Raw genomic sequence first — 21,742 nt, 5'->3', positions numbered from 1 at the left:
ACTTCCCAGGACGCAACCCACCTGTGCGTTCGGACGATCACCGTGAGCGCCGGATGGGGCAGGTGCGGCGACCGTGCGGCCTCCCACCTGTGCGAGACCCCTGCCGCCACGCTCGAACGGGTGGTGGCAGGGGCCCTTCGTGCTGTGAGGCGGACCAGGTTATACCCGAATGCATCCGGGTCAGCGATAAGCGTCGAAGAACGGACGCTCCACTTTCCTTGCGATGGAGAACGGGCGGAATTCCCGATCCGTGAGGACCTGGTGGATGAACTTCGAGGTGGAAACACCGTCGAATCGGTGCCAGTCCTCCAGAGGGGCAGTCCGGGCGACGATGGGCCATCCTTCGGGATTTTTCGACGTATCGGCCAGCCAGTAATACGCGGCTTCCGTCATCGACTGTCCCCAAAGAATGAGTCCGCTGCCCTCGAAGACCGAATAAGGGTCGAAAAGGGTCTGCGCCTGCGGACTGTCCCACTGATCCTTCAGTGAATTCCACCTCCCCAGCAGACTGTGCGGTTTGGTGCTGTCCACCGGCAGTAGTTCCAGAAATCCACTGAAGGCACCATGGCCGAACACTTCGCAGATCTCCTTGAAGTCACCCGGGAGAGGTGTTCCGAGTTCGCGCTCGATGTCCGCCCAATCCACCTCATGCCGCTCGGACTGTCGACCGGTAAGGGAGATGAGTTCACTCACCCATTCCATGAGGTTCTCTTCCCGGCTTCTGGTTGTCGGTGCCGAGGTGGAGCCAGGGCATCCATCCTTACGTCCGCCCCGGGTGACGCGCTGCCGCCCCCGGGCGGGGCGCCCCGTCAGAACAGTGAGTCGTCGCCCCGCAGCCGGCGTCGTAGGAACGAGGCGAAGGTCTGCTCCTCCAGGTGGGTGAGCGAGGTGCCCCCTGGCTCGATGTAGGCGACGCGCCACTCCTGCGGGTCGCCCGTCAGGGCGAGCCAGCCGAAAGCCCTGCCCTCCAGTTCGCCCCACTGCAGGAACACCGGGTCCTCGGTCAGCCAGGCGGCCTTGGCGACGGGAAACACGCGCATTCCGGCGATCACCCCGCCGGGGAACTCCCGCATGACTGTCAGGTAGTCCTCCGGGAACACGAGGTCCGGCACCTTCGTGTTCTCCGCGGCCCCGTCGACGAGCTCCCGCGCGTACTGCCGTATACCCGGAACACCGATGTTCCGGATCCGGGCGACGAGCTCCTCCACTGCGTCGATGTCCGGGTTCGACAGCACCGTGGCCGTCGCCCGCATGTCGTCGGCGACCTTCCAGAAGGAACCCGATTCGTATTCCTCGATGGTCTCGAACGCGGGAACCCCCTCGGGACGTCCGAGCAGCGCCCGCCCCACGAACTCCGAGGCGGAGAAGGGAAGGTCGAGCCACAGCTGGAAATCGTCGTCCGTGACGACGGTCGTCCAGTCCGCGGTGTTGTCGGCGGTGGTGTCCCACAGCAGCACGCCGTCGGTTGCGCTGCGCCCCCACGGCACCATGCCGCCGGGCTCCGGGTGGAGCGGCAGCCACAGCCGCTGGTCGCGGCTGCGAAGCGACAGCTCCATGTCTCCGATGCGCATGGAGGTGGGCCGGATGAACTCCTCGAGGGAGCGTACGGGGAGAGCGCCGGGTCGTTCGAGCAGTACGGACCCTGCGAAGACCCCGGCCGGTATGGCCTGGACCAGGAGCTCGAAGTCCTCAGGAACGACCCGGCCGTACTCGTCCTCCGGTCGTGCCGGGGCGTCGAAGCCGAGTAGTCGGACGACGTCGAGATGATTCATGTGTTCCTCTCTGATCGGCTCTGACCGGCGTCGGTGTCGGCGGTGGGGTGGACGATCAGCGATCGCCCACCCCATCGCCTCGGCCGTGCTGGATCAGTCAGCCAACGGTTTCATGACTCCGGAGTCCGTCAGTCGTGAACTCCGCTGTTGATCAGCCGTGAGAATGTACCCGACGAACTCGACACGTACATGTGCACGCCGATCGGAGTCACCCGGTTCGGGATGTAGATCGGAACGGACTGGTAATACACCCGCTCGCCCAGCTTGAGCCGTCTCTCGATCTCGTACTCCACCGACCGCATCTCCGTCTGATTGGCGTAGGCGGTCGTCGGGATGATGTTCTTCCGGAGGTGGGTGCCTCCGAATTCCCGGGCGATCAGGTGAGCCCGGTTCCAGTTGTCCGCCTCGTCCTGCAGGCTCCAGCCGACCGGTTCCTGCGGTTCGCTCGTGTTCCTCGTCGCCGGGGCGGACGGGTTCAGACAGGCGAAACCACCTGTCGCCCGCCCCTGCCCGTCCACGGGCGAGTTCCAGACGGTGCTGGCGCCCGAGGAGCTCTGGCACTTCTTGTTCTCGTTGCCGGCGTTGTCGATCGCCTTGCGCTGGAACGACGTGTCCGGCTCGGAGCTGTGCGCCGAAAGGCCCTGGAAGAGCCGGACGATCATGGAGACCGCCGCTCCGGTGGCCGTACCCTTCGGACCGCTCGAACCGCCGCCACCCCCACCCGGCGGGGTGGGCGCCGGCCCGGGAGCCGGCGACGGCGTGGGCCCGGGGGCCGTCCGGCTGGACGACCCGGAGGAAGAGACGTCTTCCGCCGACGGCATCAGCTGGCCGAGGGCCATGGCCATGTCGTTCAGGTTCTGCTGACCCGACGGCGTCGCCGCGTACAGGGCCGTGACCAGCGCCGCACCCGCGTACCAGATCAGCGGGATGGCGAAGTGGCCGTCCAGCTCGACGAAACTGGTGGGGTTGCCGCCGGCGAACGAGTAGCGGTTGCCGGTGAACGGATCCGCGCCCAGGTTCATGTCGGCCAGCGCGCCGTTGTACATGTCCCGGGTGGTGAAGCGGTTGAGCCCCGGGCTGTAGTCCCGGAACCCCATGTCGTACGTACCCGACTGGGCGTCCCAGCGCTTCGCGTTGAAGCGGTAGGGGTTGTACTCCTGCTTCGTCGGGTCGGCGGCGTCCGGCTTGTCGATGCCCGTGAACTCCGACTTGTCGTCGGAGCCGTAGGCGGTGTAGCCGTACGTCGCCTTGGCGTCGCCGTTCTTGTCGGTCAGCGTCTCGACGTCGTTGTGCGAGTTGTAGCCGTAGAAGCCGTCCTCGCTCGTGCCGTCGGTGTTGTGCTTGACCTGGGAGAGACGCTCGCCCCACGGGCTGTACTGATACGACTTGGTGAGTTGGCCGGCAACCTCCTCGCTCAGCACCTCCGTGGACAGGCCGAGGTAGCTGAACTCGGTCGTCTTGCCGTCCGCGGTCTTCGACGCGGTGCGGTCCAGCGGGTCGAAGGTGTACTTCGTCGACTTCATCGCGCCGGTGGCGTCCATCTTCTGGGACTCCACGACGTGGTCGAAGCCGTCGTACACGCTCCTCTCGATGACCTCGCCGCCCGAGGTGACCGACTCCTGGCGGCCGAACGGGTCATAGTTGTACGTGGCCGTCGTGCCGCCGGTGGTGCCCAGCAGCAGGCGGTTGCGGTCGTACTCGTAGGTGGTCGTGACGTTCTTGACCGTCTGCGAGATGACGTTGGCGTTGTCGTCGTGGACGTACTTCTCGGTGCCCGCGCCGTTGCCGGTCTTGACCGATTCGACGAGCCGGCCCACCGGGTCGTAGGTGTAGTCCGTCGTGGAGTCGAGGTACGCCGCGTGGTTGTCGGCGTTCATCTTCTTCGCGACGTCCTGCGCCTTGTTGCCGTTCAGGTCGTAGGCGTAGGTGTGTGAGGAGACGAGGGTGCCGTCGGGCTTCCTCTCAGTGGTCGACTTCGGCTCACCACCGAGGTGGTACGTGAAGTCGACGGTGTTGCCGTTGGCCTTGGTCTCCTTGAGCCGCTGGCCGCGGTCCGTGAACGTGAAGGTGGTGACCTTGGGCGAGGGGTCTGTGGCGGACTCGCCGATGGAGACCGACTTGACCAGCTCGCGCGAGTCGTAGGCGTACTTGGAGAACTGGCTCGGGTGGGTGACCGTGTCCGCCTGGCCGTTCGCGTCGTAGGTATACGACGTGACCTTCTTCTCCTGGCCCGCGAGGGCCTCGGTCACCTTCTGTACCTGGTTCAGCCCGTCGTAGACGACCGTGTACGCGTCGATCCTCGCACCCGACGACGTGTCGTCGATCGACGTCATGTTGCCGTTGACGTCGTACGCGTAGGTGAACGTCCGCTTCTCGGCGTCCGTCTCGCCGGATGTGTCCCGCACCAGCTTGACGGCGTCGGCGACCACGACGCCCGAGCTGCTCTGTTCCAGCTTCAGCGTGGCGTCATTGCCCTGCTTCAAGCTGTACGAACCGAGCGTCACCCAGGTGCCGGGGGCGGCCGTCTGGTCCTTGCTGACCGACGGGTGGGTCGTCGCACCCTGCGCCAGCGTGTACTTCGCCGCCGTCGCGGCGCCCGTGACCTTCGGGTACTTCGCGTACGCGGTGTACGTGCCGTCCTTCGGGATGTTCAGCGTCCAGGTGAAGGCGTCCGTGCCCGCACCGGCCGCATGAGTGCGGTGGTTGTAGCCCTGCTGACCGGCGACGTCGCCGGTCGCCCACGTGCCCGTGGCCGAGGTGTGCTGGGTGTCGGAATTCTCGACGAGCACAACCGACTTGCCCGCCGGTACGCCGTCGTCCGACTTGGACTTGAGCTTGCCGTCGGGGTAGTACGACTGCGTCATCGTGCGGCCCGAGGAACCGCCCGCCGACGTGAGGGTACGGGACGTCTGCTGCCCGATCTCGTTGTAGTCGTACGTCGTGCTGATGTCCCACGGGTCGGTGGACTTCCTCGTCCAGCCGTTGTCGAAGTACTCGAAGACCGTGTCGTTGCGGACCGTCTGGCCCTCCGACGGCGGCAGCGACTGCCGCTCCACCCGGCCCAGCGCGTCGTACACGGTCTGCGTGTAGACGTTCGGGTCGTCGTGCTGGGGGTCGCTCGGGTCGTACGGCTGGTACTGCTTCACCGGACGGTTCAGCGCGTCGTACTCGGTACGCGAGGCGAAGTCGTCCACCGTGGCTGTCGCGGTGCCCCGCGGCGTTGTCACCTTGGTGGTGTTGCCGACCTGGTCGTATGCGTACTTCGTGATGCGGAACGTGGTCGCGTCGTACGGGACCTTGACCTCGGCCTGCTTGCCCCGCTCGTCGTAGGTGTAGGTGGTGGTGCTGTTCTCGGGGTCCGTGGACGTGAGGACGAGGCCGTCCCGGTCATAGGTACGCGAACTGGATTTGCCCGCCGCGTCCGTGAACGTGGTGAGCCGGTGGTTCAGGTCGTACGCCATCTTGGACGTGTGGTCCGTGGTGTCCGCGGTGGCGTTCTTCTTCGGGTCGACGACCTTGACGGGGTTGCCGACGACGTCGTACTCGTAGCTGATCCTGTCACCGGCCGTGTTGACCGCCGCGGTGAGCTGGTAGATCTCGTCGTAGTGGTTGGTGGTGACGTAGTCGGTGGTGTCCGAGGCGGTCAGCGTGCCCTTCGGCTCCGTGACGGTCCTGAGGTTGCCGACCTTGTCGTAGGTGTAGGCGGTCCGCCGCTCGGGGGACGTGGGGGTGTCCTTCGGAGCGGTGGCCGAGGTCATCTGGTCCGCGTCGTCGTACACCGCGGTCGAGACCGCGCCGTTCGGCGACGTCGACTCGGTGATGTTGTCGTTGGCGTCGTAGACCGGGGCCGGCGCGGTGATGAAGACGTCCGCGTCCTGGTCCTTCGCGACCGTGCCCGACTTCGGCCGACCGAAGGCGTCGTACGTCTGCGTGGTCTTCTTGCCCAGCGCGTCGGTGACCTCGGTGACCTGACCGCGCTGGTCGTAGACGAACGACGTCGACTCGCCCAGTGCGTCGGTGATCTTCGCCGGATAACCCGTGGGACCGAAGTCGCTGTTGGTCGTCGGGTTGCCGTTGGCGTCCGTCGCCTTGGTGAGCTGGCCGTGGGAGTCGTACTCGTACGACGTCGTGTAGTCGTCCGCCGTCGCCGTCGCGACGCCCTTGGGGTCGGTGACCGTCTTCAGGTTGCCGAAGGCGTCATGGCCGAACTGCCACGTGCGGCCCTCCGGGGAGGTCTTGGTGGACAGGTCGGCCGCGTAGCCGTCGGCGCGGGTCTGGTAGCTGTACCGCTGCGAGTCGGCCGGGTACGTGCCCGGAGCGCATTCCGAGGCGTCCGGGACACCGGACTTGTTGGTCTCCGCGTCCCGTGACCAGAGCGGGTAGCCGGTCTTCTGGTCGTAGCAGTAAGCCGTCCTGGCGCCGTTGGCCTCCTCCAGGTAGGTGACGTTGTTGTCCGCGTCCCAGCTCATCTTCGTGGTCTGGGACTTGGCGTTCGTCGTCTGCACCGGGCGGCCGAAGTCGTCCGCCACGTAGGAGGTGGTGTGCGACTCGGCGTCCGTCACCTCGGCGTCGGTGAACTTCGTGTTCGCCGCGTTCACCGCGTACGTGAACCCGGTCGCCCCGTCCAGCCGGTCGGTGATGGTCTTCGTCCACCAGTGGTACTTCGGGTCGTCCCCGGCCGACGGCTCGTTGTACGCCAGTTTCGTGGCGTTGCCGCGAGGGTCCGTGGCGGTGACGAGTTTGACGTTCTTGTTGCCCTGCGTGGCGTCGTACGTGAAGGCGAAGACCTTCGGCTGGGCCGAGCCCGCGCCGTCGGTCATCTTGGTCAGCAGGCCCTTGTCCGAGTACTCGAACGTGAGCTTGCGGCCCGAGATGTCGGTGACCGACTGGATGTGGTCCTCGATCTTCGGGCTGGTCGCCTCGGCCTTGTCGTAGTAGTCGACGGTGAGCGACTGCCGGCCGGCCGGGTCGGTGATGTACCGGAGGAACTTGGTCGGCTTGTTGTTGGACTTGCGCTCCTCGTACGTGAACGTCTGCGTGTTGCCGTTCTTGTCGACCGCGGACGTCATGTAGCCGTCGCAGCCGAAGAGGAAGCGGGTGCCGTCGGGGCGCGTGAGCGTCCAGGCGTCCAGGACCGGGTCCTTGGCCGGGGTGCAGTCCAGGCCCTCCTTGGACGTGATCCGGTAGTGGACGCCCGCGGGGGCCTTCCACGTGCCGTCGTCCTGCTTGCGGAAGACGTGCGTGGTGCCGTCACCGTCCGGGAGGCGGATCTCGGTGGGGTGCGGGTTGGGGTGGAAGTCCAGCGGCGCGCCCAGCCGGATGGGGCCCGACGCCTGGAACGACCAGCCGTGCCCGGAGACCGTGTCCGAGGTGTCCAGCGAGTTGTACGCCACCCGGAAGAACGTGTTCAGCCCTCGGCCGGGGTTGGTGAACGCGTTGTACGACCACACGCTGTTCCCGGCCGCCAGGTTGTTCATCACCGTCGAGCCGGCGCCGGTGTTCTTGCCGGTGTAGGAGTAGAACTTCTCCAGGCCGAGCTGGTTGGAGGTCGGGTCCTCCACGGCCACGTGCTGGGTGAGGCCGGTGACCTCCGCCGCCGTACCGGCCGTGTCCTGGACCTCCCAGGTCAGCGTGTACTCGGTGCGCTTGTTGCCGGAGTCGGAGTTGATCGGCGTCTTGACCTGCGCGGGGATGGTGACGGAGGCACCGGGGGCGAGGTCGTGCGGCAGCGCGGTGCGGACCTGGTTGCCGCCGGTGGTGGCGTCCGTGCCGTCCGGCAGGGACCACCGGTAGGTCAGCTCGTGACCGGCCACCGTCCACTGCTGGTCGGTGGTGTTGGTGAGGGTGACGTCGACGGTGTAGGTGGAGTTGGGCGTCATCCGGGCCGGCGTGCCCGGCGCGTAGTACGTCGACTCCGGGGTCTCGTCCACGTAGGTGACGACGAGCTTGGGCCGCAGCCGCTGCTCGGGCGCCTCCGAGGACAGGAAGACCGAGCGCTCCTGCGCGGCGGCCTCGTCCGCCGTCTTGATGGCGACCCCGTGCCCGCCGGCCGGGTCGGTCACCCAGCCCTGGGCCAGGGAGGTGACGTCCCAGTCGTGGCGGGCCGGGTCGTTGCTCATCGCGCCGACGTCGGAGACCGCCGCGCCGACGTCACCGCCGGGCGCGGTCCAGGCGGTGCCGGAGGTGGCCTTGTTCCAGGTCGCGCTCTCGTCGAAGTCCCGCGTGAGCGGACGCAGTTCGTAGACCGCTCCCTCGGCGCTCCGCGTCGACTGGGTGCCCCAGAGGCGGACCGTGGCCTGGAGGACGCGCGAGGACGCGGGGACACCGAGGTCGCCGAAGTCCAGCAGGGCGCGGGTGTCGCCGTAGGTGGTGGAGTTGTTGCCGACCGTCAGCCACGGCTGCGGCCCGTACTCGTCGAACGAGTCGTGGGCGGCCGTCGGCTGCGCGGAGGACAGGGTGGTGTCCTGGCCGGCCGTGATCACCTTCGTGGTGCGGCCCGCCTTCGGCAGCCGCACGAGCTGGGTGGGCGAGCCGATGACCTGCCCGTCCTTCGTCTTCACCGCGACCATGTAGTAGTAGGCGCGGCCGAACGGATCGGCGCTGTCCGCCGGGGTGGGTACCGCCGTGGTGTCGGTGAAGGCGTTCGCCGACCCGTCCACGGGGGCCACCAGCGTCGCCGCCGACGGCGTGAACGACTGGTAGACGGAGCGGTGGACCTGGTACTCGGCCAGGTCGTCGCCGGTGGAGCCGGCGTCCGGGTCCTGGTAGTCGGGCCAGTGCAGCTCCGCGCCCGTCGCGTGGATCACGGACGGGGAGTCGAGGGCCACGCCCTGCCGCCCGAAGGTCAGCACCAGGCGCGGGTAGTTGGCCGTCTCGCCGCCGTAGCCGAACTCGCTGCCCTCGTAGCGGGGGCCGCCCTTGGGGGCGTCGGCGCTCTCGTCGCCGGCCTTGACCACGAAGCCGTGGTTGTCGTAGGTGCCGTCGATCCACTGCTGGACGGTCTTCGTCACCGGGAACGAGTGCCAGGTGCTCACCTCGCCCGGCTTCTTGGTGACGGTCCCGCCCTTGGTGAAGCGCACGGCGTCCGCGACGACCGCGGTGGACGTCGAGGCCGGTGCGTCACCCAGGACGATCTTGCCGGCCGTGCCCGCCTTGAACGGGTGCGAGCCCAGCGGCTTCCACACACCGCCGGTGCCGGCGCTCTGGTCGACGGTGTACTGCTTCGACCCGCCGGAGTACGTCACCGTGTACGGCGCGTTGGTCGCCCGGTCGACGGCGGGCACGCTGTGCACGTCGACCTGGTAGGTGCCGTCCTCCGGCAGGCTCGGCTGCCAGGTGTACGTGTCACCCGCCACCGAGTCCTTGTTGTACAGGTAGTCCTGGTTGACCGCGTGCTGCGTGTACGTGGTGTTCCCCGACGCCGGCCACGAACCCACCGCCGCGGTGCGGCCCGTGTCCCCGTCGTCGACGACGACGGACGTGCCGGACAGCTCACCGGTGATGCCCTGGGCGCTGTTCCAGGTGGCCGTCGCCTCGCTCCACTCCTGGGTGGCCCGGTGCGCCTCCAGGCGTACCTCGTCACCGGAGGTGGTGTGCGTCTGGTCGTAGTACAGCTTCAGGTCCGCCGAGTCCACGCGCGTCCCGGCCGGTATCCCGGACAGCGGGAACCGCAGCAGGGCGCGCGACGATCCGGAGGTGGTGTTGCCGACCGACAGCCGCCAGTTGTCGTCGTAGTTCGACGCCGGGCCGTCCGAGGAGATCATCACATCTTGCGCCGTCGTCGGCGTCGGCGCGATCTCGATCGTCGGGTCGACCGTGACGGGGTACCGGCGTTCCTTCGCGGCCAGCCACTTCGCGTCCGGCGTGACGGTCAGCGTCCAGCCGTCCCCGGCCTTGGCGAGCCGCTGCTTCACCTCGGTGCTGTACGTGGTGCCGTACGGCGACGAGGCGTCCTTCTTCGAGTCCGTCATGAACCCGGCCGGGATCACCAGCACGGGGTCCGCGGACTCGCCGAAGAAGCGGATCGAACCGTCCTCGCCCTGCTTCGGCGTCAGCCCGTCCACGTCCAGCGTGAACGTGAACCTCACCGGACCGGAGGGCCGTTCGTCCAGGACGATGTTCTCCTTGACGCGCCCGGCACCCACCTCGTAGGTGAGGTCCGCGCCGTCGATCGCGTCCTCGTACGTGACCGTGCCGCCCTTGGCCGTCGGCTTCAGCGCGTCCGCGCCGGCCAGGCCCATCGTCACCGACCGGCCCTCACCGGCCTCCACCCGCAGCAGCTTCCCGGCGTCCGAACCGAACCGGCTGTGCAGCGTGTTCGTCGTGTTCGCGAAGTCGAAGCCCTTCGTCTCCGACGCCTCGACCGACGTGTCGATCGGCTTCCACCCGGCCTTCTCGCCCGTACCGTCCCGGTAGGACGTCGGCACCGCCGACAGCTCCACCTCGGTACGGCCGTCGGACATCCGCCAGTACCGGGCGTTCGCCGTCCGCAGGCCGGTCAGCTCCTTGACCCGCTTCGCCTTCGGCGCGTTCTTTCCCTTGGGCAGTTTCTGGCGGTCCGCGATTCCACGCTCACCGTACGACGGGGGTTCGGGGTTCTTCTCGTCGTCCCCGAACCAGTCGGTGACGCTATCGAAAAACCCCTTTTCATCGCCCTTTTCGGGCTCCGATGGCGGGGCCGCGTATGCGACCTGCGGCAAGAGCGATCCCGCTATCGCCGCCACCACCAGACAGGAGAGATATCTCCTGTACGGCACCTTCACGTCATGACCTTTCGACAACGGCGGCCCCTGTCCCGCCGTACGCGAAAAGGGCGCGCCGAACGAGCCGTTACGGGGAATTCCGAACGGCGGCCGGATTATTGACCAGTTGGATGACGGCATGTCAAGCGATTGGACATTTGGGGTCATTGAAGCCCCTGGACGCGGTCGCTTCGCCCCCGTTTGTCTTCTCGGTGGCGCCGCGTATTCCGCATGGTGTATAACCGCCCGGTTCCGTACCGGAAGCACGCGCGGAAATTGCGCCCGACGAAAGCCGGCCTCCATGTCGACGACCGAAAGCACGGAAGAAACAACGGAAAAGGACGCCCCGGCCGGCGAATCGACCGACAAGCGCCGGGGCGGCGACCGGGCGGGCTTCATCGCCGCCGGCGCGATCCTCGTCGTCTGCCTGGGCTTCGTCCTGTACGGCGTCCTCGGCACCGGGAGCGACCCCCGCCCGGAGCAGCCGAAGGCACCGACGGCCGCCGTGACGTACCGGATCACCGGCGACGGCAACGTCGACGTCAGCTACCTCGCCCGCAGCGAGGAGGGCAGGGCGACCGTCGAGAAGGACATCGAGCTGCCCTGGGAGAAGACCGTCCGGGTGCCGCTGGGCCAGCCGCCCACCATCAGCATCGTCCTCGACGACAAGGGTGGACAGGCGCGCTGCGCCCTCGCCGTCCGCGGCGCCCACGTCCAGAGCGCCACCGCGTCGGGCACCTACGGCCGCGCCACCTGCGCGGGCGAACGGCTCGCACCAACCCCTTCATCGTGATGGCGATCGCGAGCGCCAACGACGTCACGGACAGCGAGTGTTGGGCTGCGGTGGGGGCGTCGTTGCGAACGTTCGGGGGCTGCGATGGGTCCCACTCTGCTCACACCGGCCGGTACGGCGGGTACGTCCCTGGTCACACTGCTCGTCGCCGAGGGCCGGCAGCAGACGCGGGGCGGCGTGGTGACCGTCCGGCGCCGGTTCCGGCCGGGGGTCGTCGAGGAGGTCGGGCGCGAACTGGAAGCGTCCCGGACCACCGCGCTCGCCGCCGCCGAGAGCGACGGGCCCGATGCCACCGGGCCGCTGCGGGGCCGGTGGATCGCGCGCTTCGTCGGGCTGCTGGGTGAACACCCGGAGGCCGCCGACGAGCTGCGGGACCTGGTGGAAGGGTGGCGGCGGCGGACGGCCGAGGGGCAGCGGATCAGTGGCGCGGCACGGTTGGAGGCCCGCGCGAGGGACAACAGCCGCATCTACCAGGCGTTGAGGAGAAGCGCGCCAGGGCGGAGGAGACGCTCGCCCGGGCGCGGCAGGAGCCGGACAGTCGGCGGCAGACCGCCGAGCGGGAGCAGGAGACCGCTTCCGTCCGCGACTCGGCCGGCCCCGCGCAGGACGGGGAGGGGATCGAGGAGACGGGTGTACCCCTGGTGGACGCCCTCGCGGCCGGAGGCGTCATGTTCCGCGAGCAACTGCGGCGGCTCGGAATGGTGACCGGCCGAAGGGACGGCCGAGGGACCGCACCGAGAATCGTTGATGGGGAGGGGGCGGAGAAGTCCGACCCGGTGGGGGAGCGGACGTTCACGCCACCGACCTGTGACAGACCCGACCCCGACCCCGCGCCATAGGTTTCTCGTCACTTCCCGAGAGGACCCCTGAGGTGTAGACGTGGCCCCAGGCGTGCAGGCGGTGCGAGACCAGCCGGCGGGCCAGGCGGGCGCCTCGCGGGGTCGAGGTGAACTGCATCGCGAACGTGCGGGTCGGGTGGGGCGTGCGCCTTTGCGGGGGAGTCGCCGACTTCATGGGGTAACGGTGGCGAACCGTGCGTAACGTTGAACAGGCGTGACGCACTGACCGGCGGTTGCTGTACGTCGATGTCGTGGGCCTTGTACACGGGGTGGACCGTGACGGGGGCTTCGCGGGGCCGGTTGGTCGCGTGCGCGACGACTGAGCGGGGTGTTCGGCGAGTACGTACGGGAGGTGCCGGACGTGGAGGGACAGCGGCAGCAGGTGGACGGGCAGGAGCAGGAGGCCTTCTGCACGTCTTCGGGCGGCAGTTGAAGCTGTGCAGGGAGCGGGCGGGGCTGGATCGGGCGACCCTGGGGAGCAGGGTGGGGTACTCCGCGTCGACGATTGCTTCGTTTGAGCGGGGGAGGCGGATTCCGCCGCCCAAGTTCATCGACAACGCGGATGAACTGCTCGACGCGGGTGGGTTGTTGAAGGCGGGGAAGGAGGAGGTGGCGCGGGCTCAGTATCCGGCGTTCTTTCGGGATGCGGCCAGGTCGGAGGCGCAGGCGGTTGTCCTCCACGTGTACGCCAACCAGGCTGTACCTGGCCTGTTGCAGACGGAGGAGTACGCCCGCGCGGTGTTCACGACGAGGCGCCCGCTGCTGGACGCGGAGACCGTCGAGCAGCGCGTTGTGGCTCGGCTGGCCCGACAGGAGATCTTCGGTCGGACACCGGTGCCGATCATCAGCTTCGTGATCGAGGAGTCAGTACTGCGTCGCCCCCTTGGCGGCCGGGGCGTGACGCGGGGAGAGTCGGAGCAGATCCTGCTCCACGGCCACAGGCGGAACGTCGAGATCCAGGTGATGCCTACGGAGCGGGAGGAGCACGCTGGCTTGTCTGGTCCGTTCACCTTGATCGAGTCGATCGAGACGGCGGAAGGGCAGAGGACCGGCTATGCAGAGGTGCACAAGGACAGCCGCCTCTACACGGAGCGCAAGGTCGTCCGGGAGCTTGAAGAGCAGTACGGGCTCCTCCGGGCGGCAGCGCTCAGTCCGCGTGAATCGCTGGCCCTCGTTGAGAAGTTGCCAGGGGAGACATGAGCGTCGAAGACTCTGTCGGGATCGTGCCCGAGTCGGCCTGGACCAAGAGCAGCTACAGCAGCGGCGAGGGCGGCGAATGCGTCGAGGTCGCCTCATGGCTGGGCGCGGCGCACGTGCGTGACTCGAAGGACAAGGTGGGGCCGATGGTCAGCCTCGCGCCGGAGGCGTGGGCGGGGTTCATCGGGTTCGCCGCTCGGCACACCGCGTAGGGCGAAGAGCACCGCAGTGCCCCGTGACCGCTGAACATGGGTCACGGGGCACTGGCGTGATCGCCCGGAAATAGTAGTCATGCGCATAGTAGCCATGTACTCTATTTGGCATGAGCAAGGGTTCACCGGGTTCCACGCCCGGCTTCCTGGTATGGCGCCTCGCCAACAAGTGGCGCGTCGCAGTCGACCGAGCAGTCGCCCCCCTGGGCCTCACCCACGCCCAGTACTCCCTGGTCGCGTCGCTGCACGGCATGCAGCGCACCGGTGAACGCCCCAGCCAGCGCCGGCTCGCCGACCACACCGGCATGGAAGCGCTGTACGTCTCAAAGCTGGCCCGCACCCTGGAAGCAGCCGGCCTGATCGACCGCACCCGAGACCCCCGCGACCCCCGCGCCGTACAGCTCACCCTCACCGAACAGGGCCAGACCGTCACACGACAGGCCATCGAGGTGGTCCAGAACCTGCACCAGCAGCTGCTGGAACCACTCGGCGGCCTGGACGCCCCACGGACCCGCGCGTTCACCGACGAACTGACGACCCTGCTCGACGTACCTCTCGCACCACCCTCCGCACCGACCGACGAGAGAACCAAGGGGACACCACCATGACCACCACCACCGCACCCGTCGCCGACAGCCGCGCCCTCGGCCGGGCCCACTACGCCGCCCGCGGCGTCCTGGAGCACTTCCTCGCCCTGCACGGCCTCACGTTCCAGCAGCAGCTCACCCTGCGCGCCGCCGTCACCGCCGACGCCCCGCGGACACCGGACGACCTGGTCGCCCGGATCCGTGGCGACGTCAAGGCCGACCCCGCCGACATCCGCGCCGCCATCGACGTACTGCTGGACAGGCGACTGCTCGTCGCGGACGGCGCGTACCTCCGTCCCACGGAGGCGGGGCGCGAGCTGACCGCCGCCGTCGGCGCGCAGACCGCCCCCGTCACCGCCCGCATCTGGGGCGGGATACCCGCCGAGGACCTGGCCGCCGCGGGCCGCGTCCTCGCCCTGGTCACCGAGCGCGCCAACGCGGAACTGGCGGCACTGTCCGAGTGACCGCCCACTCCCGGACCGTCCCCGCCCTGCGCAGACGTACCGTCCGGTCGCCGCCCTTCACGAGTCGGCTTCTCACGAGCCGGCGCCGGTGTCCGGCACGACCGCCGTCGCCGTGATCTCCACGAGCTGCCCGGCATACCCGAGACAGGCCACACCGACCGGCTCCCCCTCGGCGTCCAGCGGAACCGACCCGGCGAGGAACGCCAGCCTGGTCCCCGCCTCGACGGCGGAGACGTGGGAGTAGGCGGGCGGCGGAAAGAGGGCAGGGACGGTGACGCGCCGAATCACGCGGGCTCCGATCCAAGGGGAGGTGTCCAAGGGGAGGACGGACAACCCTCGATCCTGTGCGACACACCGAGCCACCGCATCCGTATTTCACAGGGCACCGACCGGCCAGGGAGCGACTGGGACATGGTGCTCTACCAGCTTTACTACCGGGGCTCCTTTCCTGGCCGGGTGCTGTCAGTGCCGGGCGAACTGGACACGCGTCGGCTGCACGGTGTCCGGGCGTACGGGGATGCCGTCGACGGTCAGCTCCTGGCCGTAGATGTCGGTGAGCCTCAGCTTGCCGCCGCAGCCGGTGCCGTCGGGGGAGAGGAAGTAGTTGTACTCGGTCCGGGTCAGCCGCTGCCATCCGGATCCGGTGGCGACCTCAAGGCGGGCCAGCGGATTGCGGTGGCCGATCGCCTGGATGCCGCACCAGTGGCTGCTGGAGCCGGTCTTGTAGCGGACCGAGACGGTGTCGGACGTGCCGGGGCTGAGGAGGCTCCACGTGACCGGGATCTTCCCGGCGGACAGCCCGGCCAGCTCGGCGAAGGCCTCCCTGCTCAGGTCGAGCTGCCCCGGAGCGCAGGGCGCGGGGCACTCGTTGGTGATCCGGACCGTCACGGAGGCGCCACCGGCCGCGCGGACCAGGATGTACGCCCCGCATGCCTTGGACGTCTCGTAGTCGGTGGTGTTCATCGCCGCGGTCATGCGGTCGGGGCTCGGACCGTACAGACAGGCACCGTCGCCATCCCCGGCGTCGTAGTGGGTGGCGACTCCGCTGTAGGCGGTCCCGGGCTCGATCCGTCCCGCCAGTGGTGCCCCGCCGGAGGCCGGGCGCGGGGCGGTCGTGGGGGTGGCGCCGCGCGAGGGCCGGGCCGACGGGGTCGTCGCGGAGGGCTTCGGGGCGGCCGGGGACGCGGTGGACGGTTTTGTCTCCGGTGTCCGCCCGGTCGCCGTGGGCGAGGCACTCGGCCGGGCGTCGGCGTCGACGCCGGTGGCGGACGCGGCCGTGGCCCGCACGGTGTCGGATCCGCCGTCCCGGGTGAGGGCGACGACCAGCGATATGAGGAGCCCGACGGTGGCCACGGCTACGGCCGGGACCAGGAGGCCGCGCCGCTTGCCGCGCGGACGGCGGTGGGAGGGGGATGCCACGGATGAGTCCTTACGTGGTGCGGGGGAGAACACACGCTTCCGACTCGGTGGTCGTCACAGCGGCCCGAAAGGTTGCCGGGCTTTCGGACACGGCCGGTCACGGCGTGCCCGGCGCCTGTCCAGGCCCGGGCAGAAGCCTGCCCAGTCGACGGCCCAGGGGCCGGGACCTTTTCGAGGGCCGGTCCGGATACAGCAGCGGCGGGTCCGGGTGGCGGAGAGCGGCGTGGTCGGGCTCGTCGACGTCCGCGGTGAGCAGGGGGCCGTGGAGTATGTCCGTGGTGAGTTCGTGGCCGGTGTGCCGGGCCATGACCTCCAGACATACTGCCCTCCGGGTCGTTCCGGTGGAGATGAGCGTCTCCGTCCTGCGGGCGAACCCGTGCGCGCTCCGGCCGCTGGCGCTGGGCGGGTAGCCGGGCTCGAACTGCTCGACGACGCGCCCGTCGACCACGTAACGGAACATTTCCAGTGCCTTCGCCGTCCGGTACAGGACCAGTGTCTCGGTCCCCGCCGACAGGTCGCGCATGACCGTGGCCGTGCAGCCGATGTGGTAATCGAACTCGACGCAGAAGGACCATTCCCCCAGTGATCCCGCGCGCAGTGTCGTGCCCCGAGGGGGAGCGTCGGGCATGCTCTCCGCGGGCACCCGGCGGGCGCTGCCCGCGTCGGCTCCGTAGAGGGCGAGCACCTCTTCCGGGCTCCTGTTCCGGGAAAGGGTCAGGCAGAAGTGCTGGGAGTCCGACAGGCGCCAGGAACCGGGCATCGTTCCTCCTTCGTCGTGAGGGCGATCGTGAGCGTCAACAACGTTACGGACAACGGGCGTTGAGCTACGGTGGGGCATTGTTGCGGACGTTCGGGGGCTGCGACGGATCCCTGTCCGCTCACACTGGCCGGTACCGCCGGTACGACCCTGGTGGGGCTGCTCGTCGGTGAGGGCCGGCAGCAGACGCGGGACGGCGTGGTGACCGTCTGGCGCCGGTTCCGGCCGGGGGCCGTCGAGGAGGTCGAGCGGGAGCTGGAAGTGTCCCGGACGGCCGCGCTCGACGCGGGCGAAGGGGAAGGGGCCGGTCCCACCGGGCGGCTGGAGGGGCAGTGGGTCGGGCGGTTCCGGCGGTGGACAGGGCTCCGCCCGTAACCGCCGACTGAGGCCACGGGGCGCTGGACCGCTCCCACCCGCATCGTCACATCACGGAAACACGGCCGTTCGCTCCCCTTCCACCACACCGATTACCGTAGAAGGCACGTCTCCTCCTGCCCGGTCACCGTCGCCCGCGAGCATGCCCCGCCCCCGACGCGACGACTGGAGCCCCGTGACCCGTGCCGTACCCCCGTGGCTGGCCCACGCCCTGCGCGCCCAGCGCGGACCGGTCCCGTGGAGCGCGGTCGCGCGGGGCGCGCTGGGCGGCGGGCCGCTGCTGCTCGCGGCCGTCCTCGCCGGGCGGCCCACGCTCGGCGTCGTCGCCGCCATCGGCGCCATGTTCGCCGGGATCAACGACCGGCCGGGGAGCCGACGGGCCTCCATCGGCCGCATCGGCGGCCCCGCACTCGCCGGCGCGGCCGGACTGATCACCGGCACGTACACCGGCGCCCACGTCTCCGCCGTACTCCTCACCCTCCTGCTGACCGTCCTCGGCCTGCTCGCCGGCGCGGTCAGCGCACTGGGCCCCGTCGGCTCCTCCGTCGGCACACAACTCCTGGTCGGCGCCGCCGTCGGCGCCGGGATGCCGCTGCCCGAACCGGGCTGGCAGCGGGCCCTCGCCTTCCTCGCCGGCGCGGCCTGGCTACTCCTGCTGCGGCTCGCGCTGCCCACACCGGGCTCGCTCGCCGGGGACTCCCGGTCCGGCTTCCGGCTCGGCTTCCGGTCTGACTCCCGGCTTGGCTCCCTGCCCGGCTCCCGGCTCGCCTTCCGGTTCGACGGGGAACGGGACGCCGTCGCCGGGGTGTACGACGCCGTCGCCGCGCTGCTCGACGCCGCCGGAACGGAGTCGGCCCTCGCCCGGCGCGCCGCGCTCACCGCCGCCCTCGACCACGCGCAGGACGCGCTCGCCGGCCCCCGGCTGCGGCGCTACGCCTCCTCCTCCGCCGAACGCCGGCTGCACGCCCAGTACGCCGCCGCCCTCCCGCTCGCCGAGGCCGCCACCGCACTCGCCTGGGCCGGGGACCCCGTACCGGCCCGCGCCGCCGAAGGACCCAGGCGCCTCGCCACCGCCGTACGCGGCAACACCCCCACCGGCCCGCTGCCCGCCCCCTCCCGGACCGTCCCCGCCCTGCGCGCCCTCGACGACGCCCTCCTGCGCGCCGCCGAGGCCTTCGACCGGGGCGACGGCGAGGGCGGCGGCGACCTGCACAGCCGCAACCGCTCCCGGACCGCCGCACTGCGGACCGTCCTCGGCGCCCGCGGCCGGGAGTACGGGATGCGGGTCGCCCTCTGCTTCGGGGTGAGCGCCGCCCTCGCCCAGGCCCTGCACCACACCCGCTGGTACGGGCAGCACGAACACTGGTACTGGCTGCCCGCCACCGCCGTCTTCCTCGTCAAACCCGACCTCGGACCGCTCGCCTCCCGCGTCCTGTCCCGGGCCGCCGGAACCGTCCTCGGGGCACTCCTGTTCGCCGGGTTCGCCGCCGTGCTGCCCCGCCCGGAGGGGCTCGTCGCACTGGTCGCGGTCAGCGGCGCGCTGATCCCCGTCGCCGCCCGGCACTTCGCCGCGCAGACCGCCGTCGTCACCGTGCTCGTCCTCGCCCTGGTGATGGCCGGCGGCGAACCCCAGGCCTCCGTCGGCCGCATCGGCGAAACCCTGCTGGCCTGCGCCGTCGTGCTCGTCGCAGGCCACCTCCCGCTGCCGGGACAGCGCGGCGGCGCCGCCATCCGCGCCCGGCTCGCGGAGGCGGCCGGCGCCGCCCAGGCCTACCTCGACCACGTACTCGGCGACCCCGACGACCGCGCCACCCGCTGGGCCCTGCGCCGCGAGGCCTACCGCACCCTCGCCGAAGCCCGTACGGCCATCGCCCTCGCCTCCGCCGAACTCCCCCCGCTCGCCCGGCACGCGCACGGCACCGACGAGACCGCCGCCACCCTCGAACTCCTCGTCGACACCATCACCGCCTGCGCCGTCCACCTCGACGACACCGGCCATCTCGACCCCCACCACATCCAACACCTGAACGAACTCACGGCCCGCGTACGGGCGCGAGGTGATGCCGTGGTCCGGCTCACGCCGGGCCACGACCGCGCCGTACGGTGAACGACGTCGCCCGGCCGTCTACGGCCGCCACACGTATCGCACGTCCGGCTCCCGCTCCTCGTTCCCGGAGCCGTCCGTCCACCGCACGGCCGTGAAGCCGTGCCGCTCGTAGAAGCGGCGCGCGGGTGCGTTGACCTGGAAGGTCCACAGCGCGAGCCCTCCGGGGCTGCGTTCCTTGGCCAGCGCGACGAACCGGTCTCCGATTCCGTGCCCACACCACTCGGGGGCGAGGTAGAGCTGGTCCAGCTCCTCGCCCTCCAGCACCATCACACCGACCACGTTCCCGCCCGCCGTCTCCGCCACCCACGTCTCCCGCACGGGTATGAGCACGTGCCGGAAGTAGTCCCGCACCTCGTCGTCGGACCGGGGCCGGACCACGCCCGGCAGCGCGGCGGCGAAGGACCGCAGCCAGACACCGGCCGCGGCCTCGGCGTCGGAGGGCAGGGCCCGGCGCAGGTCCACCGTCCGGTCGCCGCCCTTCACGAGCCGGCGCCGGTGTCCGGCACGACCGCCGTCGCCGTGATCTCCACGAGCTGCCCGGCGTACCCGAGACAGGCCACACCGATCAGGGTCGACGAGTGGGGCCCCGCGCTCAGCCCGGACGCCTCGACCACGTCCCACACGGCGGAGAGCACCGCGGGCTCACCGCTCACGACATACACGTCCGTCGCGACGACGTGGCCCAGGTCGGAGCCCACAGCCCGCAACTGCTCCTCAAGGTTGGCGATCACCTGCCGGGCCTGCCCCACCGGATCCCCCTCACCGACCAGCTCCCCCTCGGCGTCCAACGGAACCGCCCCGGCGAGAAACGCCAGCCTGGTCCCCGCCTCGACGACGGAGGCATGGGAGTAGACGGGCGGCGGAAAGAGGGCAGGGACGGTGACACGCCGAATCACGCGGACTCCGATCTAAAGGGAGGACGGACAACCCTCGATCCTGCGCGACACACCGAGCCACCGCATCCGTATTTCACTCGCCCCTCGACCGCCACCCCCGTACCCTGCCCGACGCCCCGCCCGCACACCGATCCTCACCAGGAGCCCCCGTGCCGTCCGCCCTCCCGGACCAAGCCTTCCTCGACCGTACGGCCGACCGCCTCGCCGGCCTCCCCGGCGTCCGGGCCGTCACCCTCGGCGGCTCACGCGCCCAGGGCACCGACCGGCCCGAGAGCGACTGGGACCTGGCGCTCTACTACCGAAGCTCCTTCGACCCGGACGACCTGCGCGCGGTCGGCTGGGAGGGCGAGGTCTGCGGCATCGGCGACTGGGGCGGCGTCTTCAACGGCGGCGCCTGGCTGACCATCGACGGTCGCCGGGTCGACATCCACTACCGCGACCTGGACAGCGCCGAACACGAACTGGCGGAGGCGCAAGCGGGCCGCTTCCGTGTCGAGCCGCTGATGTTCCACCTGGTCGGTATCCCGACGTACCTGATCGTCGCCGAACTCGCCATCAACCGGGTACTCCGGGGAGAAGCACCCCGCCCGGACACCTACCCGCCGGCGCTCCGCGCCAGCGCCCCGCCCCGCTGGACCGGCGTGGCCACCGCCACCCTGGCCTACGCGAAGGCCGGCCACGCCCCCAAGGGCGCCCTCACCCAGGTCGCGGGCGCCATCGCCGTGGCCGCGACCTGCACCGCACACGCGGTGACGGCGGCACGCGGGGAGTGGGTCACCAACGAGAAGGGACTGCTCCACCGCGCGGGCCTCCAGCACGTGGACGACATCATCGCCGGAATGCGAGCCACCCCGGAGTCACTCACTGCGGCCGTCACCGACGCCGAAGCGACCTTCGCGCGGGCGGTGGCGGCGGCCGGCAGGTAGGAATCAGCGGGCCACCGAGCGGCCACACCCACCGCATGAGCCTGCTCGTGGCAGCCCGCACGCCCGCTCTCACCGACCACTTCCGAGAGAAGGACCCATGAAGCACGAGTACGAGGCGAAGTTCCTGGCCGTCGACACCGTCGGCCTCCAGACCGAACTGGCCGCCCTCGGCGCCGTCCAGGCGTTCCCCCGCACGCTCCTCACCCGCAAGATCTTCGAGAACGACTCCCTCGACGACGGGGCCTGGCTCCGCCTGCGCGACGAGGGCACCCGCTCGACGCTCACGCTCAAGCAGGTCACCGACGCCACGACGATCGACGGCACCAAGGAGATCGAGACCGAGGTCACCGACCTGCACGCCATGGCCGACATCCTGCGCCGGGTCGGCCTCACCGAGGTCCGCTACCAGGAGAACTACCGCGAGGAGTGGCGGCTGGGCGAGATCGCCTTCGACTTCGACACCTGGCCCGACCTCCCCACCTTCCTGGAGATCGAGGGGCCCGACGAGACATCGGTCCGGCAGGCCGCCGCGCTCCTGGGCCTCGACTACTCCGAGGCCCGGTTCGGCAGCGTCGACGAGATCTACAAGAGCGAGGCCGGCCGCGACATCCTCGCCGAACCCACCCTCCTGTTCTCCGACAGGTCCGGCTGACGCGG

The 21,742-nt window shown here is 70.0% G+C and carries 18 protein-coding genes and 1 pseudogene; 10 read left to right on the top strand and 9 right to left on the bottom strand.

Going from position 1 to position 21,742, the window contains the following annotated elements; translation table 11 throughout:
• Nucleotides 1–180 precede the first annotated feature (180 nt).
• The 3 genes from AMK33_RS35625 to AMK33_RS35615 all read right to left on the bottom strand — a co-directional run bounded on the left by AMK33_RS35625 (nt 181) and on the right by AMK33_RS35615 (nt 9,535).
• On the bottom strand, nt 181–693 hold the full coding sequence (locus AMK33_RS35625; protein ID WP_143203890.1) for an SMI1/KNR4 family protein: 513 nt from the start codon (nt 691–693) through the stop codon (nt 181–183).
• 116 nt (nt 694–809) lie between these two features.
• Nucleotides 810–1,772: a hypothetical protein gene (locus AMK33_RS35620; RefSeq protein ID WP_073937168.1), complete on the bottom strand. Its 963-nt coding sequence runs from the start codon at nt 1,770–1,772 to the stop codon at nt 810–812.
• 128 nt (nt 1,773–1,900) lie between these two features.
• Nucleotides 1,901–9,535, bottom strand: coding sequence for a golvesin C-terminal-like domain-containing protein (locus AMK33_RS35615; protein WP_235618292.1), 7,635 nt, complete (start codon nt 9,533–9,535; stop codon nt 1,901–1,903).
• Between the two features lie 1,279 nt (nt 9,536–10,814).
• On the opposite strand from AMK33_RS35615, the gene AMK33_RS35610 reads away from it, so the two are divergent.
• Entirely contained in the window at nt 10,815–11,306 is a 492-nt protein-coding gene (locus tag AMK33_RS35610) for a hypothetical protein (protein ID WP_073937166.1), read from the top strand.
• Nucleotides 11,307–11,390: 84 nt separating this feature from the next.
• Nucleotides 11,391–12,011, top strand: a complete 621-nt coding sequence (locus tag AMK33_RS35605; RefSeq protein ID WP_073937165.1) for a hypothetical protein — start codon at nt 11,391–11,393, stop codon at nt 12,009–12,011.
• Nucleotides 12,012–12,167: 156 nt separating this feature from the next.
• On the opposite strand, the pseudogene AMK33_RS44280 reads toward AMK33_RS35605, so the two are convergent.
• Nucleotides 12,168–12,320: pseudogene (locus AMK33_RS44280) on the bottom strand (ATP-binding protein); the annotation flags it as partial.
• A 233-nt stretch (nt 12,321–12,553) separates the two neighbouring features.
• On the opposite strand from AMK33_RS44280, the gene AMK33_RS35595 reads away from it, so the two are divergent.
• The 4 genes from AMK33_RS35595 (at nt 12,554) to AMK33_RS35580 (ending at nt 14,605) form a co-directional block, all read left to right on the top strand.
• On the top strand, nt 12,554–13,345 hold the full coding sequence (locus tag AMK33_RS35595) for a helix-turn-helix domain-containing protein (RefSeq protein ID WP_073937173.1): 792 nt from the start codon (nt 12,554–12,556) through the stop codon (nt 13,343–13,345).
• Complete coding sequence (locus AMK33_RS35590; RefSeq protein WP_073937163.1) at nt 13,342–13,554, top strand: DUF397 domain-containing protein; 213 nt, start codon at nt 13,342–13,344, stop codon at nt 13,552–13,554. Before AMK33_RS35595 ends, AMK33_RS35590 begins: the two co-directional genes overlap by 4 nt.
• Nucleotides 13,555–13,664: 110 nt before the next feature.
• Entirely contained in the window at nt 13,665–14,162 is a 498-nt protein-coding gene (locus AMK33_RS35585; RefSeq protein WP_073937162.1) for a MarR family winged helix-turn-helix transcriptional regulator, read from the top strand.
• On the top strand, nt 14,159–14,605 hold the full coding sequence (locus AMK33_RS35580) for a MarR family transcriptional regulator (RefSeq protein WP_073937161.1): 447 nt from the start codon (nt 14,159–14,161) through the stop codon (nt 14,603–14,605). The genes AMK33_RS35585 and AMK33_RS35580 overlap by 4 nt, the downstream gene beginning before the upstream one ends.
• A 72-nt stretch (nt 14,606–14,677) precedes the next feature.
• On the opposite strand, the gene AMK33_RS35575 is transcribed toward AMK33_RS35580, so the two are convergent.
• The 3 genes from AMK33_RS35575 to AMK33_RS35565 form a co-directional block, all read right to left on the bottom strand.
• The gene (locus AMK33_RS35575; RefSeq protein ID WP_073937172.1) at nt 14,678–14,893 is read right to left on the bottom strand and encodes a hypothetical protein; all 216 of its coding nucleotides are present in this window, start codon (nt 14,891–14,893) and stop codon (nt 14,678–14,680) included.
• Between the two features lie 174 nt (nt 14,894–15,067).
• Nucleotides 15,068–16,024: an expansin EXLX1 family cellulose-binding protein gene (locus AMK33_RS35570; protein WP_073937160.1), complete on the bottom strand. Its 957-nt coding sequence runs from the start codon at nt 16,022–16,024 to the stop codon at nt 15,068–15,070.
• 97 nt (nt 16,025–16,121) lie between these two features.
• Nucleotides 16,122–16,784 (bottom strand): DUF6461 domain-containing protein, encoded by a 663-nt coding sequence (locus tag AMK33_RS35565; protein ID WP_073937159.1) that lies wholly within the window; start codon nt 16,782–16,784, stop codon nt 16,122–16,124.
• Between the two features lie 150 nt (nt 16,785–16,934).
• Between AMK33_RS35565 and AMK33_RS35560 the strand changes: the two genes are divergently transcribed.
• Both AMK33_RS35560 and AMK33_RS35555 read left to right on the top strand, forming a co-directional pair.
• On the top strand, nt 16,935–17,156 hold the full coding sequence (locus AMK33_RS35560) for a hypothetical protein (protein WP_073937158.1): 222 nt from the start codon (nt 16,935–16,937) through the stop codon (nt 17,154–17,156).
• 142 nt (nt 17,157–17,298) lie between these two features.
• Nucleotides 17,299–19,263 carry an FUSC family protein gene (locus tag AMK33_RS35555; protein WP_073937157.1) on the top strand — a complete coding sequence of 655 codons (1,965 nt, stop codon included), beginning with the start codon at nt 17,299–17,301 and terminating at the stop codon, nt 19,261–19,263.
• A gap of 18 nt (nt 19,264–19,281) precedes the next feature.
• Here AMK33_RS35555 and AMK33_RS35550 read toward each other — a convergent pair whose 3' ends face one another.
• Nucleotides 19,282–19,746 (bottom strand): GNAT family N-acetyltransferase, encoded by a 465-nt coding sequence (locus AMK33_RS35550; RefSeq protein ID WP_073937156.1) that lies wholly within the window; start codon nt 19,744–19,746, stop codon nt 19,282–19,284.
• Entirely contained in the window at nt 19,743–20,159 is a 417-nt protein-coding gene (locus AMK33_RS35545) for a RidA family protein (RefSeq protein WP_073937155.1), read from the bottom strand. Before AMK33_RS35545 ends, AMK33_RS35550 begins: the two co-directional genes overlap by 4 nt.
• A 149-nt stretch (nt 20,160–20,308) precedes the next feature.
• Between AMK33_RS35545 and AMK33_RS35540 the strand changes: the two genes are divergently transcribed.
• Nucleotides 20,309–21,085 (top strand): nucleotidyltransferase domain-containing protein, encoded by a 777-nt coding sequence (locus AMK33_RS35540; protein WP_073937154.1) that lies wholly within the window; start codon nt 20,309–20,311, stop codon nt 21,083–21,085.
• 97 nt (nt 21,086–21,182) lie between these two features.
• Nucleotides 21,183–21,737 carry a class IV adenylate cyclase gene (locus AMK33_RS35535; protein WP_073937153.1) on the top strand — a complete coding sequence of 185 codons (555 nt, stop codon included), beginning with the start codon at nt 21,183–21,185 and terminating at the stop codon, nt 21,735–21,737.
• Nucleotides 21,738–21,742: the final 5 nt, after the last annotated feature.

Source organism: Streptomyces sp. CB02400 (assembly GCF_001905725.1).
In the GTDB taxonomy this organism is placed as follows: domain Bacteria; phylum Actinomycetota; class Actinomycetes; order Streptomycetales; family Streptomycetaceae; genus Streptomyces; species Streptomyces atrovirens.
Note: the sequence above shows the minus strand (reverse complement) of the source record. Positions and strands in the feature narration are given on the sequence as shown.